14 protein-coding genes and 2 pseudogenes are annotated in these 16,429 nt (G+C 65.8%); 9 read left to right on the forward strand and 7 right to left on the reverse strand.

From position 1 onward, the window contains the following. Nucleotides 1-354 precede the first annotated feature (354 nt). From AC1WTP_RS33225 to AC1WTP_RS33240, 4 genes and pseudogenes are all read right to left on the reverse strand, one after another. A complete protein-coding gene (locus AC1WTP_RS33225; protein ID WP_481653188.1) occupies nt 355-609 on the reverse strand; it encodes a hypothetical protein in 255 nt (84 codons plus the stop codon). Between the two features lie 58 nt (nt 610-667). Then, a complete protein-coding gene (locus AC1WTP_RS33230; protein ID WP_481653189.1) occupies nt 668-871 on the reverse strand; it encodes a hypothetical protein in 204 nt (67 codons plus the stop codon). Between the two features lie 197 nt (nt 872-1,068). Next, on the reverse strand, nt 1,069-1,320 hold the full coding sequence (locus AC1WTP_RS33235; protein WP_481653190.1) for a DUF5954 family protein: 252 nt from the start codon (nt 1,318-1,320) through the stop codon (nt 1,069-1,071). A gap of 44 nt (nt 1,321-1,364) precedes the next feature. Continuing rightward, nucleotides 1,365-1,897, reverse strand: a pseudogene (locus AC1WTP_RS33240) (DUF5954 family protein); the annotation flags it as partial. Between the two features lie 17 nt (nt 1,898-1,914). On the opposite strand from AC1WTP_RS33240, the gene AC1WTP_RS33245 reads away from it, so the two are divergent. The 5 genes and pseudogenes from AC1WTP_RS33245 to AC1WTP_RS33265 all read left to right on the forward strand — a co-directional run bounded on the left by AC1WTP_RS33245 (nt 1,915) and on the right by AC1WTP_RS33265 (nt 5,792). Then, nucleotides 1,915-3,993 (forward strand): DUF4209 domain-containing protein, encoded by a 2,079-nt coding sequence (locus AC1WTP_RS33245; protein ID WP_481653191.1) that lies wholly within the window; start codon nt 1,915-1,917, stop codon nt 3,991-3,993. 6 nt (nt 3,994-3,999) lie between these two features. Continuing rightward, nucleotides 4,000-4,164, forward strand: a pseudogene (locus AC1WTP_RS33250) (LexA family protein); the annotation flags it as partial. 612 nt (nt 4,165-4,776) lie between these two features. Continuing rightward, nucleotides 4,777-4,866: a hypothetical protein gene (locus AC1WTP_RS33255; RefSeq protein WP_481653192.1), complete on the forward strand. Its 90-nt coding sequence runs from the start codon at nt 4,777-4,779 to the stop codon at nt 4,864-4,866. Between the two features lie 192 nt (nt 4,867-5,058). After that, the gene (locus AC1WTP_RS33260; protein ID WP_481653201.1) at nt 5,059-5,313 is read left to right on the forward strand and encodes a DddA-like double-stranded DNA deaminase toxin; all 255 of its coding nucleotides are present in this window, start codon (nt 5,059-5,061) and stop codon (nt 5,311-5,313) included. A 68-nt stretch (nt 5,314-5,381) separates the two neighbouring features. Beyond that, nucleotides 5,382-5,792, forward strand: a complete 411-nt coding sequence (locus tag AC1WTP_RS33265) for an Imm1 family immunity protein (protein WP_481653193.1) — start codon at nt 5,382-5,384, stop codon at nt 5,790-5,792. 241 nt (nt 5,793-6,033) lie between these two features. Here the strand turns inward: AC1WTP_RS33265 and AC1WTP_RS33270 are convergent, their stop codons facing one another. Further along, nucleotides 6,034-6,258, reverse strand: coding sequence for a hypothetical protein (locus tag AC1WTP_RS33270; RefSeq protein ID WP_481653194.1), 225 nt, complete (start codon nt 6,256-6,258; stop codon nt 6,034-6,036). Nucleotides 6,259-6,269: 11 nt separating this feature from the next. On the opposite strand from AC1WTP_RS33270, the gene AC1WTP_RS33275 reads away from it, so the two are divergent. Beyond that, the gene (locus tag AC1WTP_RS33275; protein WP_481653195.1) at nt 6,270-6,719 is read left to right on the forward strand and encodes a hypothetical protein; all 450 of its coding nucleotides are present in this window, start codon (nt 6,270-6,272) and stop codon (nt 6,717-6,719) included. A gap of 143 nt (nt 6,720-6,862) precedes the next feature. Here AC1WTP_RS33275 and AC1WTP_RS33280 read toward each other — a convergent pair whose 3' ends face one another. Next, the gene (locus AC1WTP_RS33280) at nt 6,863-7,834 is read right to left on the reverse strand and encodes a hypothetical protein (RefSeq protein ID WP_481653196.1); all 972 of its coding nucleotides are present in this window, start codon (nt 7,832-7,834) and stop codon (nt 6,863-6,865) included. 361 nt (nt 7,835-8,195) lie between these two features. Beyond that, nucleotides 8,196-8,546 carry a histone-like nucleoid-structuring protein Lsr2 gene (locus AC1WTP_RS33285; protein WP_481653197.1) on the reverse strand — a complete coding sequence of 117 codons (351 nt, stop codon included), beginning with the start codon at nt 8,544-8,546 and terminating at the stop codon, nt 8,196-8,198. Between the two features lie 1,217 nt (nt 8,547-9,763). Here AC1WTP_RS33285 and AC1WTP_RS33290 point away from each other — a divergent pair. Genes AC1WTP_RS33290 through AC1WTP_RS33300 form a run of 3 tightly spaced genes read left to right on the forward strand, consistent with a single transcriptional unit; the run spans nt 9,764 to nt 16,123 of the window. Continuing rightward, nucleotides 9,764-11,752 (forward strand): type I restriction-modification system subunit M, encoded by a 1,989-nt coding sequence (locus AC1WTP_RS33290; protein ID WP_481653198.1) that lies wholly within the window; start codon nt 9,764-9,766, stop codon nt 11,750-11,752. Then, nucleotides 11,749-12,984, forward strand: coding sequence for a restriction endonuclease subunit S (locus AC1WTP_RS33295; protein ID WP_481653199.1), 1,236 nt, complete (start codon nt 11,749-11,751; stop codon nt 12,982-12,984). The genes AC1WTP_RS33290 and AC1WTP_RS33295 overlap by 4 nt, the downstream gene beginning before the upstream one ends. Before the next feature lie 4 nt (nt 12,985-12,988). Continuing rightward, nucleotides 12,989-16,123 carry a type I restriction endonuclease subunit R gene (locus tag AC1WTP_RS33300; protein ID WP_481653200.1) on the forward strand — a complete coding sequence of 1,045 codons (3,135 nt, stop codon included), beginning with the start codon at nt 12,989-12,991 and terminating at the stop codon, nt 16,121-16,123. Nucleotides 16,124-16,429 lie beyond the last annotated feature (306 nt).

Genomic DNA, 16,429 nt, shown 5'->3' on the forward strand with positions numbered 1-16,429 from the left:
CCGCGACGTCTTCGCCACCTACGGCATCTAACAAACCATGATCAAACCGGACACACCCGAACAACGCCGGGGCCGTGGGGGCCCCTCCGCGAAGTCTGCCTCAACATCCCGGGCAACGGTTGGGCAGATTACCGCAAACCTAGCGGGCCGAACACCTCTCCCCGAAGTGTCCACGCAGACGGGGTGCAAGGAAGTCGCCCTCGGGCTCTCCACCTTGCCGCCGGGACCGGTGGCCAACGCGCGGGCCATCGCCTCGCTGGCTCGCCCCCAAAGCGGGGCACAGCTCGATCCTCTCCATTGGCCGCACCCGGCACAAAGGGCTGCAAGCTGCGGGGTCAGCCGACGGCCCCATCCTCACGTGCCGCTCCGGGAGGCTCGCTCGCGCGGCGTCAGTTCCCGCCACGAGCCGGGCGAGTTCGCCCGTAGCAGGCGGTCAATCATGTCTTGGGCATCGGCCTGCGAGTCGAACTCCCAGCGCAGCACCTTGCCCGTCTCACCGTCGCCCGACCGGGCGACGACCTTCCACCGGGTCTGGCGGACCAGCCATACGTCGCGGCGCGCGAGACGCCCCCACACGCCGTTCCACCACCGCCGGACCACCTCATCCACAGTTCTGGATCGTACGCATGTTCGAGTCGGTGTCAGTGGCCGGTCGGCGGATAATGCGTTATTCGCAGAGGTCCTCGGCACCCCGGCCGTAGGTCTCGCAGCAGTCGGGGCGGTGCTGGTAGATCCGCAGATCGGCGTCGCGGTGGTGGGTGCGTTCAGGCGTGATTTCGTACAGGCAGGCCCGCCAGACGACGGTCTCCCCGCCACCGCCACCGGCGACGACCTGCCCGTCGCCGGGCCCGCCGCGCAGCAGCACCCTCATGCCGCCGACGGTACGCACCCACCAGGCGAGACACGGCAGATCCGGTGCGAATACCAGACCCGCAATCAGGGCATGAATCGCCTGCCTGCCTCTGCCCACGTCACGGGCTACCAGGCGTGGGCGTGTCCGGTTCGCGGCGCAGTCCCTGTTCACGCAGGCGCGGGGTGCGCCTCTGGCGGCGAGCCCGGGTCGGGGTCTTAGCGGCGAGGTCCTTCGGGTCCGTCGGGCGAGAAGCGCAGCAGGGTCTCGATGCGGGTGACCCGGAAGCGGCGGCCGAGCACCGAAGTCTCGTCCGCGCGGCTGCCGTCGAGGTCGTCGGCGGCCTGCTGGTAGGCAGCGGTCTCGTCGTCGGTGAGCTGCGTGATCCGCGGCTCGATGTAACGGAGAGCGAAGGCGATCTCGTCGCGAGCTTCCTGCGGGGCGGCCACCGTGCGGCTGAACGTCGCCACGCCCCGTTGACCTCCTCAGCCGCGGCGTAGCGGGTGGGCAGCACCACCCCGTTCGGGTGCGAGTAGGCAGCCGCGACGCTGTCGTCGTACACGTCGGCCGGCACCTGTGCCCGGGGGTAGTGCCCCGTCAGCAGCTCCACCTTCAGCACGGCCTCGCGACACCGGCGGGCGCGGCCGGATCGGCGACCAGGACCTGGTCGAGGAAGCTGTCGTGCCCGTCGGCCCGACGCGGGTTGAGGTCGGTGGGCCGTGGCGGGTCCGGCCCGTCCGGACTGAACCGGGCGAACGTGTCCGCCCGCACGATCGGATGTGCCCGGCCCGCCACCGCGACCTCATCAACCTTCTCTGAATCCAGGACCTGTACCACCGCGGTAAGCTCCGCAGCCAGGGCAGGGTCGGTGGCGCCGGGCTGGATCTGGGACGTAAGTACTCGCGGACGGCGCCGTCCGAGAGCGCGGGGCGTGAAAATCGAATCGTTGCCAGTTCGACGAAACTCGCGTCCAGGTTTGACGCCTCGGCGTGCGGACTCCTCGCCAGCGGCGGATGAAGGCGAATTGTCTTTGACGGACTCCCGCATTCCGGGATCATGTTCTGGTGACTGCGGTAAGCGATCCGGCGAACGAGGAAGACGTCGAAGAGTTGACCGGCTCGGCGGACGGCGGTGAGTTGAACACTGCCGACGGCGATGCTTCACCCCCGGACGCGGATGCTCCGGACAGTGAGCCAGTGGTTCGCCCGCCCACCGAGGACGAGTTGACCCACCTCGTTGATCTTGCGTTCGCCACGGCGACGGCTTGGACAAGCGTGCCGGACCGGTTCTATACGCTCGCCCGTGGAATCGGCATCGACCCTGACTCGGCCCCGACGCAACCCGTCCTTCGTGCGCTGGGGTTCTTCCTTACCGAGGAAACCAGGTCCGGGCGCCGATTGGTGGAACTGCGGTGGAAGACCGGTTTCCACACGGAAGCGTTGCCACCACCCCGTCTCCGCTCTGTAGCTGACGCCGAAGCCGAAACGTGGGAGAGGCTTGCTGGCAAGGTCACGCATCCGGCTGCTCGGGCCAGGCTTTTGGACATGTTGGTGTTGCGCGGTGGGACGGGCACACCTGACCGCGCCGCTGCGGCGGTCGGTGCGTACCTGGACCATGCGATGGCGCCGTCGACCGTGATCCGACCGTCTGGCGATGACGACGTTGAGGCGAGGTGGCTCGACCGCGGGTTGACGCTCTCCTTGGGCCGCGCCCTGTCGCTTACGCGTATCGCGGCTGCGGCCGCCACCGGAGCGGCGATCACCAAGCGCGCGGTGGCCGTGGCGCTGAACTTTGCAGGTGCCCGAGTACGCTCGAAGCGACCACAGGTCGGCTCAGCCCTGTCGACGCTGGCACTTCTTGCAGCAAACCGTGGCCTTCTTGATCCGGCGGAGACCGCGCAGCTGTTGTCCCTGATTGAGGAAGAGGCTGCCCACCACACCGATCTTGACCATGTCGTGGATCAGCTCATGGATCTGCTCATCCTCGTGGACCCCTCCCGTCGCGAGGCGGCACACAGGGTGCGGGTGAAGACGCGGCTCGACCTTGCCGTGGGGCGGGAACCCATGGTGGCCATGGGGTTCCTAGAGGAGGCGGCGCGACTCGCGCGGACCTTCCACTTGAACGACCTTCGGGATGAAGCCGTGCGGGAGATGCAACGCGTGGCAAGGCTCGACCATGGCCTGCGAAGCATTTCTACCCAGATAACCATCCCGGGTCCGATCCTTGACGCCGAAGTTCGGCGTGCCAGCGACGGTGTCGACTGGCGTGAGTCCATGTCGAACTGGCTCGCGACGGCAGCGCCATCTGGCGATCTAGCCTCCAACGAGCGAACATCCCGCCACATCGCTTCGCTTAGCGTCGTTCGCCGGTTGGCCTCCGTTGTGCTGATCGGTGCCGACAACATGCCCCGATGGCGTCCAGTAACCGAGGAGGACAGGGACGCCTACGAGTTGTCGCGCACAGAGATGATGCGCATGACGCTGTCCGGCGAACTACTGTCGGCAGCGCTGGACCGCATCGTCGGACTGCACGGGGTACCGCCCGTCACCGAACTCGCCATGTTTCTGGCCGGGAACGGATCCGGCAACGTTGCCTTGGCGACCGCTCTGGCTCGCAGCTTTCATCGCTACTGGTCAGGGGACTACGAGGGCAGCCTGCACACAGCGGCCGTCCGGGTCGAGGCCGGGGCACGTGCGCTGGTGTTGTTGCTCGACGAGCCGGCGTACACCGTGGCCCGGACCAATGCCCAAGGCAAGTACGTTGGGCTTGACCAGCTGCTCGATATCTTGGCTCGTCGCGACTTCGACCCGGACTGGGACCGGTTCATCCGTACGCTTCTCCTCGGGCCGACGGGCCAGAACCTGCGCCATGACGTCGCTCACGGCTTCATTCTCAACGAGCCCAGCCCGTCCACGGCGGCCCTCGCGCTGCGGGCATGTTCGCTGTTCGTGCAGCTGCTGTGGCAGCCGTCGACCTCGCTCAGCATCCGCGATGAGCCGACGATGCCGAGACCCTCTTGGACGATCACGGAGGCTGTTCGCAGCACAATCGGCACGGCGTTCCGGTCGCCGCGACTTGTCCCGGCGCTATTGCGGTCCGAAGCCGCCGCCTTCCGAGCCGCACTTCAACGGGGGCGGCGATAGGCGGTCGCCGACAGCGGCGACATCGTCGCCGCGATGCTCGACGGAGAGGCGACCGTGAAGGTTTGCCGGGCGCGTGACGGCCGGGTCGAGTTGGTGCCACGAAGCCCGCTCTACGTGGTGATCCCGGCTGAGGACGTGGACATCCTCGGCACGGTCGTCTGCGTCCTGTGACGTTTGATCGAAGGACACCACCACGGATTGTCTGTCATCAGCGCGCTGTTCGCCACTGACCCACCCGATGTGACCCCCTTTTCCGGTGAGGGTGTTGTCCACAGCGGCGGTGGGCGGGGCCGCCGACCGCAGGTTAGCTATCCGCCGCAACGCCAGGTAGCCGCCGACCGAGCCAGGGTTGCGCGCCCCTCTGGCTCGGGCGGCCGTGGTTCGTGTGGAGCAGTGCGTGTGGGGACGGTTGCGGGTTGTGCCGCATCAAGGGTCATCTCTAGGCTTCGACAGTTCCAGACGCGTGAGCCGTGGAAGCTAGGGGATGTTCTGTGTCACTGACCGACGCGATCAGCGGTGATCTTCAGGCCATGGCCGCGGGCGTAGACATGGCGCAGCAGCACGTGGCCGCGGTTGACATGCCGTGGAACAGATTGCCGCCCGGGCGGTAGCCTCCGGTTTCCGCGCTCACACCGCTGGTGGCGGCACTCGGCACCGCCGACGGTGGCGTAGCTGCGGCGGCGGCCGCGGTGCAGGAGGCGCAGCGACTGGTCGCCACGGCGCTGCAGGGAGGGACAGCCGGGTCCCACGCTGTCGCGGCTGAAGCAGGTGAGCCAGAGCCTGGTGGCGATCCGAACGCGTGGGGCCGAGGCCCGGCAGCACGTCGATGCGGCGCTGGCGCAGGCCCGGCAGGTCGGTGACCTGGGAAACTGACACTGGGCGGCGGCGAGATCAGCCGACCGCCCACCGCGCAGGCAGACGACGTCCCCCGGCCGGTCGGTTCAGAGTGGGAACGCGCTGAACCCGGCACGCTGCCGGACATCGTGCGCGCCGCGGTCGAGCGCCTGGAGGCGCGTCCCGCAGGCAGCACCCGCCCCACCCTCGGCGTGTTCAAACGGAGAGGAGATCACCTCCGGTGGAGGGGACCGGTCACTCGCGGCTGACCTGGACCACGACCCGCTGCGCGGACCGCCGGTCACCTCTTACGACCACGTCGAGTCCAAGGCCGCCGCGCGCATGCGCCGCACGGGCAGCACCGAGTCGGACCTGGCGATTGACAACACTGTCTGCGGTACCAACGACCGCGACCAGAGCTACCCATGGACCTGCGACAAGATACTGCCGGCCATCCTTCCGCGAGGAAGCCGCCTAAACGTGTGAGTCACCCGCGACGGCGGCGCCACCTGGTGGCACCGCATCTACATCGGCACCGGAGAAAGGATCACCGAATGACGTTGCTGCTGCGCGACTACCACGGCCACCCCTACGAGTTGACCAGCCCCGAGGAGGCCGGCCGCCGCTTCGACGAGCAGATCCAAGCGATCATGCCGCACGGCGGCTACGGGCAAACGCTCACGGTCGGCACCGCCGAGCAGCCCGCCCTGCGCATCGATATCGACGTCGACACCGACCGTGCGGCGGTGCGCTGGCTGCCCGACGGCACCTACGCCGCCGACCTCACCCCCGACACGCCCATCACCGTCTATGAGTCACCTGACACAGGCCTGGTGGAGATCCCCGCCGACCTTGCCCGGGTAACCGCAGCGACCGCCCGGGCCGCGGACATGGAATACGTCACCACGGGCCGGCGCCCCACCAACCTTGACTGGAGACACGAGCAGAACATGACGGGTGCCTGACACTCCGATGCGGCCCGCGACGAGAACCACGCCCTCGCTCCTGGCCACCGACCGCAACGACGTCGAAGCTCTAACCCGCAGCATCACCCGTCCTGCCATCTGCAGGTGCGCGGCGTCCTGCACATCCTCGACGCCGACCGGACCCTGCTGCGCAGCCTGCCCAACCCGCTCACCCCACAAGAGCAGGCCCGCATCCGCGACGCCCGCCCGCCGGACCCCACCCACCCCGGCAACTCACCCACTACGCGTCGAACGACGCGTCAGCAGCCGCGGCGCCCTCGTCATCGCCGGCCAGAAAATCCACGTCGGCATGGGCCACGCCGGTCGCACCCTCACCGTCGAAGACGCCGACCAGCTCCTCACGGAAGTGCCTCGCACAACCACCAAGCCCATCGCCCGGTAGAAGGTCCGCAAGCCCGAACCACCACGACAGCGTCGGATAGCCTGCACCGACCGCGACGACCACGGAGCCTGACCATGAAGCTGCCGCCCGGAGCCACCGGCTTCAACCCGCGCCCCGGCCACCAGGCGGACTTGGGCGCCTTCACCGCCGTCTGTCACCACGCCGCCCGCGCCATCGACGCCACCGTCACCAGCGTGACTCCTGCCAGCGTCACGCCTAACTTCCACGCCGTCGACATCACCCACGCCCAGCACCACATCGCAGTGCTGCAGCACATCGCACTGCCCCTCATCGCCTTCGCCCGCCCCCGAACCAGCGGCGACGCCACCGTCACGTTCGTCGACCACCGCGACCTCGCCGCCGCCATCACCAACCTGACCGACGCCCAGGTCCTCACCGTCGAGCACCTACGCACCCCTCTGTCACAGGCCGACCTGAGCGCTCTCAACCCCCACGAACACGACCAGATCAACTACTGGAAGCCGACCACCCTCGGCGAGCTGCTGTTCAACTTCTGGGACTGAACACCAGTAGCCTGACAGCAGGAACAAACCAAGATCGTCTAGCCGGATGTGTAACGGACGATCTGAGCGCATTCCGTAACGCATCAAGTGGAGCCCGACAGGCTGATGCGCCGCGCTTGGGAGTTTGACACTGCTTTCCGCGCTCACAGCGACGCAGTGATCCGGTCAAGCACAGGCACCGTACGGTCCCCGCTGACCTGACGTGACTCGGCAATCGGGAAGGGCGCCTCGGCTCGTACGAGTTCGAGGACTGACACATAGCGGGTGTCCGCGGACAGGAAGAGATCGCAGTCGAGCAAGTAGGAGCTGTGCTGTTCGTCGGACGGGTTCCCGCCGGTGATCTTGGTGGTGGACTGAGTGAGGCGAACGGCCCACCGAATCCAGTTGCGCGGCATTGCGTCGATAGTGACCTCGCTGAGCCAGAAGTGGGTGAAGGCATTCCGGCTGAAACCCAACTTGGGCAGGTCAACGTAGGCGCCGATCCAGTCGGCGAAGGTGGAGTCCTCGCCGCTCAGGAATGCGCGGCTCCCGACCACCATGAGTTGGTGCCAGTACACGTCGCGGCACTCGACCCGCCACATCTCTACCGGTTCACCGGACCAGCCGGCGAGATACCACTCGGGTGCCTCGGGCAGAGGCGTCGCGATCATAGCGGTGAGGGGCCGGATCTTGAAGTCGATCTCAAGCATGGCGCGGCGTTGATTGCGCTGGACCCGCACGAGGTAATCAGACTGCCTACGGTGCCGCATCTCGTAGTCGTGCAGCGGCTGCGAGTCGTGCAGCGCCTGCCGCCATATGCGCTTGGTCCAGAACGTATTCAGCGATGCTACGCGGCCGATGTCGGGAATCTGCCGCAACCACTGCGGCCTTACCCGGCGGATTTCCGCGACAACCTCCGCAGACTCTGACTGCGCCTCCGTCGCGAGGCGCCGCCGCGGACCGGTTCCCATGGCCTGGATGATTCGTTGGCGGGCCGCGGGCGCCGGAAGCCGACAGACCTCCACAAGGGTGCTCGGCGCCACGACTACCTCAAGGCCGCGCGCCCTCATCAGCGCATCGAATGAACGGGCGACCCCCTCATCACCGATGGAGGACCAAAGATTGGTGTCCAACATGACCCGCACGAGGACATGCTTGCAGAAGCTCCACCCAGCACGCCTCTCGGTTTCACGGCCAGTGCCACAGCCATGGTCACGGCAGGGGGACCGACGACCACCGATCAGCTTGGGGAGGCACCGACTGCAGACGGAGTAGATGCCTCGCTTCGGCAGCGTCGATGCCGATGGCCCTATCGGGGTTCGTGCAACATTGCCACACTCCCTGCCCATGTCACCGGGACATTCTCCGCCAACGCGTCGACGCCAAATCACGAAAAGCCGGTATCGGCGGGTGCAGCCCTGGCAGCTCAGCCGACAGTGTGAACAGTTCCCGCTATGGGTGTCGGGCTGTCATGAGCCACGCCGCTGCGGGATCGGGTCAGCGGCCTGCCTTCGAGTGGTACTCGTCGACGATCTCCTGCGGGATCCGGCCCCGGTCGGAGATTTCCTTGCCGGCCTTCTTGGCCCAGGCCCGGATCGCCTTGTTCTGCTCACGGTCGGTGGTGGCGCCGGCCCGGCCTCGGGCGGCCCGGCCGCCCACGACTACGCCGCCCCGGCCCACCTTCGCGCCGTGGCTGATGTACGGGGCGAATGCATCCCGCAGTTTCTCGGCGTTAGCGCTCGACAGATCGATCTCGTACTGGACGCCCTCGAGGGCGAACTTGACCGTCTCGTCAGCGTCCCCGCCGTCCAGGTCATCGACCAGCTTATGAATGATTTGCTTGGCCACGTCCCACGTTCCCTTCCACAGCAGGGTGTGCCTACGAAGTCGCAAGCAGAATAACCCGTAAGGCACTTGCCACGTCAACAGGGATGTGGTGAAGGCCGGTATCGACTACTGGCGGGCGGGTCACGTGAAGAATGATTTCTCAGTTCTCTGGCTGGTAAGCGTCATTGGCGAGTAGGCGGATGACCACTTTGAGTTGACGTGAGAGGGCTGAAGTCGGCGCCTATCGCCAATCTTCACTCGATCCGCAGGATGGCGGCCCCGATGTCATGACACTCGGTGACCTCCTGTGCGAAATGTGTGGGCGCCTACGAGTTCGCACCTCGTAGCCGATCCGCGCAGTGACCTGACCGGTTCTGCGAGACCTCTCAGGGATGTAACGCTGCTACTGACGAAAAGCCGTGCGCTCGTCGGACGGGAGCGCGGGGGCTTCGTAGGTCGGCCACTACTCGGCCGGGACGGTCTGTCGATCACGGCGTGGTGGATGGCGAGCGGTGCGGGGCACCCGTACCCGCTCATGGCGCGTCGCCGAGTTAGCCACCATCATCACCGAGCAGCAGCGGTACGTCATAGACCGACGGGTCAGGGCGAGCCCGCAGGTAGCGGTGGATGCGCTGGTGCCATCGATGGTGTTCGGAGGCGGTGTCGAAGTCGGCCTCGGCGGCGACCGTCGGCTGAGCCTGGGCCTAGGTCAGCGGTTCAGGCCGGTCGAGCTGCCCGGACCAGCTTGCCGAAAGCGGCTGCGCCAGGGGTGGGCGACCCGGCTCGGCGGGGCGCTGCCCGTATGTCGGCACCAGGAGCTTGGCTAGTTCGCGGCGTTGCGCTGGCCGAAGCGGGTGGGTTCGGCCCTCTCTGGTGTAGCGGAGTCGGCCTCGCCAGTCGAGGCGGCCGATCAGCAGGGTGTTCGCGGTTAACACGGGATGGCAGGGGTGTCATAGGCAGGCGGCCTTCTGATCGACGTCTTCCTCGCCCCCACTGAGGTCCGTTCCCACGACGACTTCAACAAGATGGTCCATCCTGACCCGAATTGCTTGTCAGGCGAGGCAAGGCGACGACCGAGTCGATCCGCTCTACGGATCGGGATGTCGGTGCTGTAACGCTTCGGCAGCTCCGCTCGTGGCTTGTCAACTTCCAGGTCCCGGTCGGTAGGCTTGGGCCCCCGAGTCGCCGCACCTTTCGTGCAGGCAACACGTCAAACCACAACCTGGAGCACCGACGACGTGAGCGCGCTCAGCAACTTCGTGTGGGGCATCGCCGATATCCTGCGCGGCCCGTACAAGCCGAACCAGTACGGCAGCGTGATCCTGCCGTTCACGATCCTGCGCCGGCTCGAGTGCGTAATGGAGCCGCACCGCGAGGTCATGACAGCGGTGGTCCAGGAGGCAGTCGGCGGCAGGTACGGTGCGATGTGGATCGCGAACCAGCTGCGCCGCCGCACCCGCACCGTTGAGAGCCCCGGGCTCTCGTTCTGGAACACCTCCGCATACACACTGGAGAAGGCGCTCGAGGACCCGGACAACCTCGCGGCGAACCTGATCGACTACGTCAACGGCTTCAGCGCGGACATCGACGTCTTCAAGAACTTCGGGTTCGAGGCGCAGATCAAGGAGCTCGACGAGCACAATCGCCTCGGCCTGGTCACCCGCGAGTTCGCAGCGATAGACCTGCACCCGGACAAGGTGGACAACGCCGCGATGGGTGACTTGTTCGAGAACCTGATCTACAAGTTCGCTGAGGCCTCGAACGAGCAGGCCGGTGACTTCTACACCCCCCGCGATGCGATCCGCCTCCTGGTCGACCTCGTCTTTGCCGAGGATCCCGAGGCGCTGCGAGCTCCCGGAGTGTCCCGCAGCGTCTACGACCCGACGGCGGGCACCGGCGGAATGCTCTCGGTCGCCGAGGAGCACCTGTTGGCGATGAACCCGAAGGCGAACCTGAGCCTGTTTGCCCAGGAGATCAACAAGCACTCCTACGCGATCTGCAAGTCCGACCTGCTCCTGAAGGGGCAGGACGTGGCTAACGTCCGCCTGGGTGACACCCTGGCCGAGGACAAGTTCGCCGACCGCGGTTTCGACTTCGTCCTGTCCAACCCACCGTTCGGGCAGGACTGGAAGGCCTCGGAGAAGCAGGTCCGCCGGGAGCACGAGGCCGCCAACGGCCGTTTCACCCCTGGTCTGCCCGCAATCGGCGACGGCGCGATGCTGTTCCTGCTCCACGTCGCGTCGAAGATGCGTGACATTGACGAGCACGGCCGCGGCGGCCGGGCAGGCATTGTCCTGAACGGGTCCCCGCTGTTCAACGGAGGCGCCGGCTCCGGACCGTCCGACATCCGTGGGCACCTGCTGGAGAACGACCTGATCGACACGATCGTCGCCCTGCCGACTGACATGTTTTACAACACTGGCATCGCGACCTACCTGTGGATCCTGGACAACACCAAGCAGCCGGAACGCAAGGGCAAGGTCCAGCTCATCGACGCCACCGGATTTGCCACCAAAATGCGCAAGTCGCTGGGCAACAAGCGCGTCGAGATCAGCGAGGCCGACCGCGCCAAGGTCCTGCAGGCCTATACCACGATGGCGACCTCGGATATCTCCAAGGTGTTCGACGCCCTCAATTTCGCCTACTGGTCCGTCACCGTCGAACGCCCCCTGCGCCTAAACTTCACCTGCACGCCCGAGCGCATTGAAGCCGTGGCCGAGCACAAACAGCTGAGCAAGATCGACGGCCTGCTCGCCTCGCTCCGGACGTTCGGCACCGAGCTGTATCGCAACCGTGAGGACTTCCTCCGCGACCTCGGCAAGCACCTCGGGTCCGACGGCGTCCGCCTCACCACCGCGCAGCGCAAGGCGCTGTGGCAGACCCTCGGTGAGCGCGACGAGGACGCCGACATCTGCGCCGACTCCAAGGGCTCCCCCGAACCCGACCCTGGGCTGCGCGACACCGAGATCGTGCCGTTCGGCTGGGGCGGCCACCCCAAGGTGCACGGGGCCAAGAACGAGACGATCACAGCGTACTTCGACGCCGAGGTCAAGCCCCACGTCCCCGACGCCTGGATCGACGAGAGTAAGACCAAAGTCGGCTACGAAATCCCCTTCACTCGGCACTTCTACCAGTACGTGCCGCCGCGCCCACTGGCGGAGATCGACGCCGACCTGGAGAAGATAGTCGCGGAGATCCTTGACATGCTCAAGGAGGTCGAGGCGTGAGTGAGCAGGCGAACCACCTTCGAGCTCCTCAGAGGCGTTGGGGACGGGTCCGCTTGAAGTGGCTGTTCCAGCCCTCAGCCGAGGCAAACCGGCCGGACGAAGAGGTTCTGTCGGTGTACCGAGACTATGGAGTCATCCCGAAGTCCTCCCGGAGTGACAACTTCAACGTAACACCGCAGAACCTCGACAGGTATCTCCTCGTCCGCCCCGGTGACCTCGTCGTAAACCGGATGAAGGCATGGCAGGGCTCGCTCGGCATATCTCAGCACCGCGGCATAGTCAGTGGTGATTATGAGGTGCTGCGTCCGCGGAGCAGTAATCTGCAACCACGATTCGCACACCACCTTCTTCGGTCGAGCGTTCTTGTGGGCGAGTACCGAGTACGGTCTACGGGCATTCGGCCCTCTCAATGGCGCCTCTATTGGGAGCAGATGGGCGACATCGCGGTGTCCGTTCCTTGCGTGGAGGAGCAGCGGCAGATCTCGGACTTTCTAGACCGAGAGACGGCCCAGATCGACGCCCTCATCGCAAAGCAGGAGCAGTTGATTGGGACCCTGCGCGAACGCCAGGAGGCAACGATTCGGTCCGTGCTTGTCTGCGGTCTCATTCCTAACAGGCCGATGAGGCCGTCAGGAATCGAGTGGATCGGCGAGGTGCCCGCGCATTGGCGGGTGGCGCCCACCCGCTACCTGTGCACGATCACAACTGGCAGCGAGGACTCAGGGAACGCCACTGACGATGGCGAGTATCCGTTCTACGTGCGTGGCCGTGAAGTGCTTCGAATCGGAAAGTACTCATTTGACGGTGAAGCTGTCATGACTCCCGGAGATGGCCAGGGAGGCGTAGGGAAGGTATTTCACTATGCAAACGGCCGCTTCGAGGCGCACCAAAGGGTTTATGTCTTCAAGGATTTCAAAGGGGTTCGAGCCCGATACTTCTTCTACTACCTCTCAACCTTCCTGCGTCCTGTCGCGCTCGCCGGCAACAACAAAGTAACGATGGAATCGCTGCGGCGGCCGCTGCTCGCCGACTTCAAGGTGCCAGTGCCCCCCGAGGATGAGCAGCTAGCGATTCTTGCCTATCTCGACGAGCAGGCCGTCAGGGTTGATGCCCTGATTGTAAAGGCGGAAGAGTTCATCGCCTTGGCGCGGGAGCGCCGTGCCGCTCTGATCACGGAGGCTGTAACGGGCAGGATCGACGTGTCGACGGGCAAGGCGCGGGAGGGGGCGTAGGCAGATGGCGGATGCGACCCGTGAGGAGGCGTTCGAGGTCGAGATCGCCGAGTACCTGGCCGCACACGGCTGGTTGTACTCGCCGACCGCGGACGGCTACGACCGGCAGCGTGCGTTGTTCCCGGAAGACGTGTTCGCCTGGCTGGAGGAGACCCAGCCGGAGGAGTTCGCGAAGGTCGTGTCCGTGGGCGCAGCGTCGGAGGCGAAGCAGCGCGCGCACCTGCTGGACACCCTGGTCAAGCGGCTGAACGCGAAGATGGAGCACGGTGGCGGCACGCTGAACGTGTTGCGTCGGCCGCTGTCGCACATCAATGCGAAGTTCCGGATGTGCCAGTTCGCGCCGGCGTCGTCCCTGAACCCGAAGACCGTGGCGGACTACACGTCGGTGCGGCTGCGGGTCATGCGTCAGGTGACGTACTCGCCCGAGGGTGGTGGCGGGCGGATCGACCTGGTGTTCTTCGTGAACGGCCTGCCGGTGGCAACGCTCGAGTTGAAGACGTACTTCAAGCAGCAGGCACGGTCGGCCGCCGGGCAGTACCGCAACGACCGCGACCCGAAGGGGCAGCCGCTGCTGGCGTTCGGGCGGACCCTGGTGCACTTCGCGCTGGATGACGACGAGGTCTGGATGACAACGCGTCTGGCCGGGCCCAAGACGTTCTTTCTGCCGTTCAACCGTGGCACCGCCGATGGTGGGAAAGGGAACCCCCCGGCGCCGGGTGGGGCGGCGACGTCCTACTTGTGGGAGCGGGTGCTGCAGCGTGACTCGTGGCTGAACATCCTGGGGTCGCTGATGTTCCTGCGGCGCGAGGAGGACACCGATCCGATCACGGGCCGTACGTCGAAGAAGTCGGTGCTGATCTTCCCGCGGTTCCACCAGTGGGAGGCGGTCACCAACCTCGTGGCCGCTGTCCGGGCGGAAGGGCCGGGGTCGCGGTATCTGGTGCAGCACTCAGCAGGGTCGGGCAAGACGAACACGATCGCGTGGACGGCGCACCGCCTGGCACGTCTGCACACGGCCGAGAACGAGAAGATGTTCGACAAGGTGCTGGTGATCAGCGACCGGAAGGTGCTGGACCGGCAACTGCAGGACGCAGTGCGGCAGGTCGACAACACCTCGGACCTGGTGACCACGATCGACGCGGCTGAGGTGCGGCGGGCGGGCGGATCGAAGTCGAAGGCGCTGGCCGCTGCCTTGTCCGGGAAGTCGTTGATCGTGATCGTCACGATCCAGACGTTCCCGTTCGTGATGGACCTGATGACCGGTGACTTGGCGGGGAAACACTTCGCTGTAATCGTGGACGAGGCCCACACCTCGCAGTCAGGCGCGACGGCGGCGGATCTGCGCAAGGTCCTGACTGCAGGCGGCGTTGAGGTTGCCGAGGACGAAGAGATCTCGGCCGAGGACGTACTGAACGCGAAGATCACTGCGATGACCTCGGCGCGGGCAAACCCGCAGAACGTCTCCTACCTGGCATTTACGGCGACGCCGAAGGCGAAGACGCTGACGTTGTTCGGGCGTAAAGACCCGGCAGATCCGACGGGGTTGCCCCGGGCGTTCCACCTGTACACGATGCGGCAGGCGATCGAGGAGGGCTTCATCCTCGACGTGCTGCGCGGGTATCAGACGTACAAGACGGCGTTCGAGATCGAGCAGCGGGCCGCAGGCGGGATCAAGACACTCACCGGTACCGGCGTCGGTCATGACGTGGATGCCGACTTGGTGGACCCGAGGGCTGCGGCGCGCGGCATCATGCGGTTCGTCAAGCTGTCCGAGGCAAACATCGGGCAGAAGGTCGAGATCATCGTCGAGCATTTCCTGGCAAACGTGGCGCGCCTGCTGGAAGGACACGCGAAGGCGATGGTCGTGACTGACGGACGGGTCGCGGCGGTGCGGTACAAGCGGGCGATCGACAAGTACATCGAGCGTAAGAAGTACCCGTTGAAGACGATCGTCGCGTTCTCCGGGGCCGTGAACGACCCGGAGTTGGCGATCGAGGGCGCGACAGAATCGTCGATGAACCCAGGACTGGGGTCGGACCTGGCCGCCGAGTTCCGTCGGGCGGACTACCGGGTGATGATAGTGGCCGACAAGTTCCAGACCGGGTTCGACCAGCCGCTGCTGTGCGCGATGTACGTGGACAAGAGGCTCCCGGACGTGCACGCCGTGCAGACCCTGTCCAGGCTGAACCGCACCTACCGCACGCCTGGTGGGGAGCGGAAAGACACTACGTTCGTACTGGACTTTGTTAATGAACCGGCCGATATTCAGGCCGCGTTTGAGCCGTATTACACCGAGGCTGTGGTCGAGCGGGAAACCGACCCGAACATCGTGCACGAGATCGCAGCCAAACTGGCCGAGGCCGACATCTACATGCGGTCGGAGGTGGACGAGTTCGCCTCTGCCTGGTTCTCCGGCGGATCCCACGCCGAGTTGGCGGCCGCGGTGAAGCCGGCCAAGGACCGCTTTGCGGCCCGTTACGAGTCGGCGCGTTCCCGGGACGATCGGACAGAGCGGGAGCGGCTGGAGTTGTTCCGCAAGGACGCTGGCACGTTCGTGCGGATGTACGACTTCATGTCCCAGGTCATCGACTATGGAGACACCGACCTCGAGAAACTGTGCGTGTACCTGCGCCAGCTAGTGCGGGTGATCAACGTCGACCGGGTCGCCACCGAGGTGGACCTGTCCGATCTTGTGCTCAAGCGTGTCAAGCAGATCGACGGTGGCAAGGCGTCGATCACGCTCGGGTCCATTGATGCGTCCTTGCCGGCGATCTCTGGAGCGGGATCAGGGAAAGTGAACGAAGACCCCCAGCTGGTACGCCTGGCCGATGTCATCGCGCGCATCAACGACCTGTTCGGCGGGGAACTCGGGCCTGAGGAGATTGAGGGATTCGTGAAGCCCGTCGCGGCCAAGGCCGAGCAAGCGCCTGGGATCGCCGACCAGATCGACAACAACGCCAAGGACCAGTTCCTCGACTCACGGGACTTGCGGGAGTCGATCATTGACGCCGCGTTCGACGTGGAGTCGGCGGTCGGGAAGCTCTCCGGAGCCGCGATGGGCGATGACGCGCGGGCGGAGAAGCTGATCCGGATTATCGGCGAGTTCATGTGGGAGACCAGGCGCGAACGAAGCGTGTGAGGATGTTGCCTCGACCACGGGCAACGAGGCGGAGCCGAGAGACCGCACTTTGGACCGAGCCGGTGTCGGGAGAGGAGTCGCCGGTTGGTGCCCGCGTCGACATGGTGGCCCAGCCGCTGTAGTTCGCATTAATGCGGCCGTGTCCCCAGCAGGGTTCTCCCGCGCATGGCACCGCACCAGGTCACAGATCTCATCGCTGACTGGTGATCGGCCGGGTGGGGTGCGGGTACCCGGGTTCGACGTAATTCGGGGACCTGGAGAGCTGAAATTTTGGTTCTGACCTGGGCGGAGATGGGTGGGACCGCC

The sequence above is a fragment of the Micromonospora sp. R311 genome, assembly GCF_056780015.1.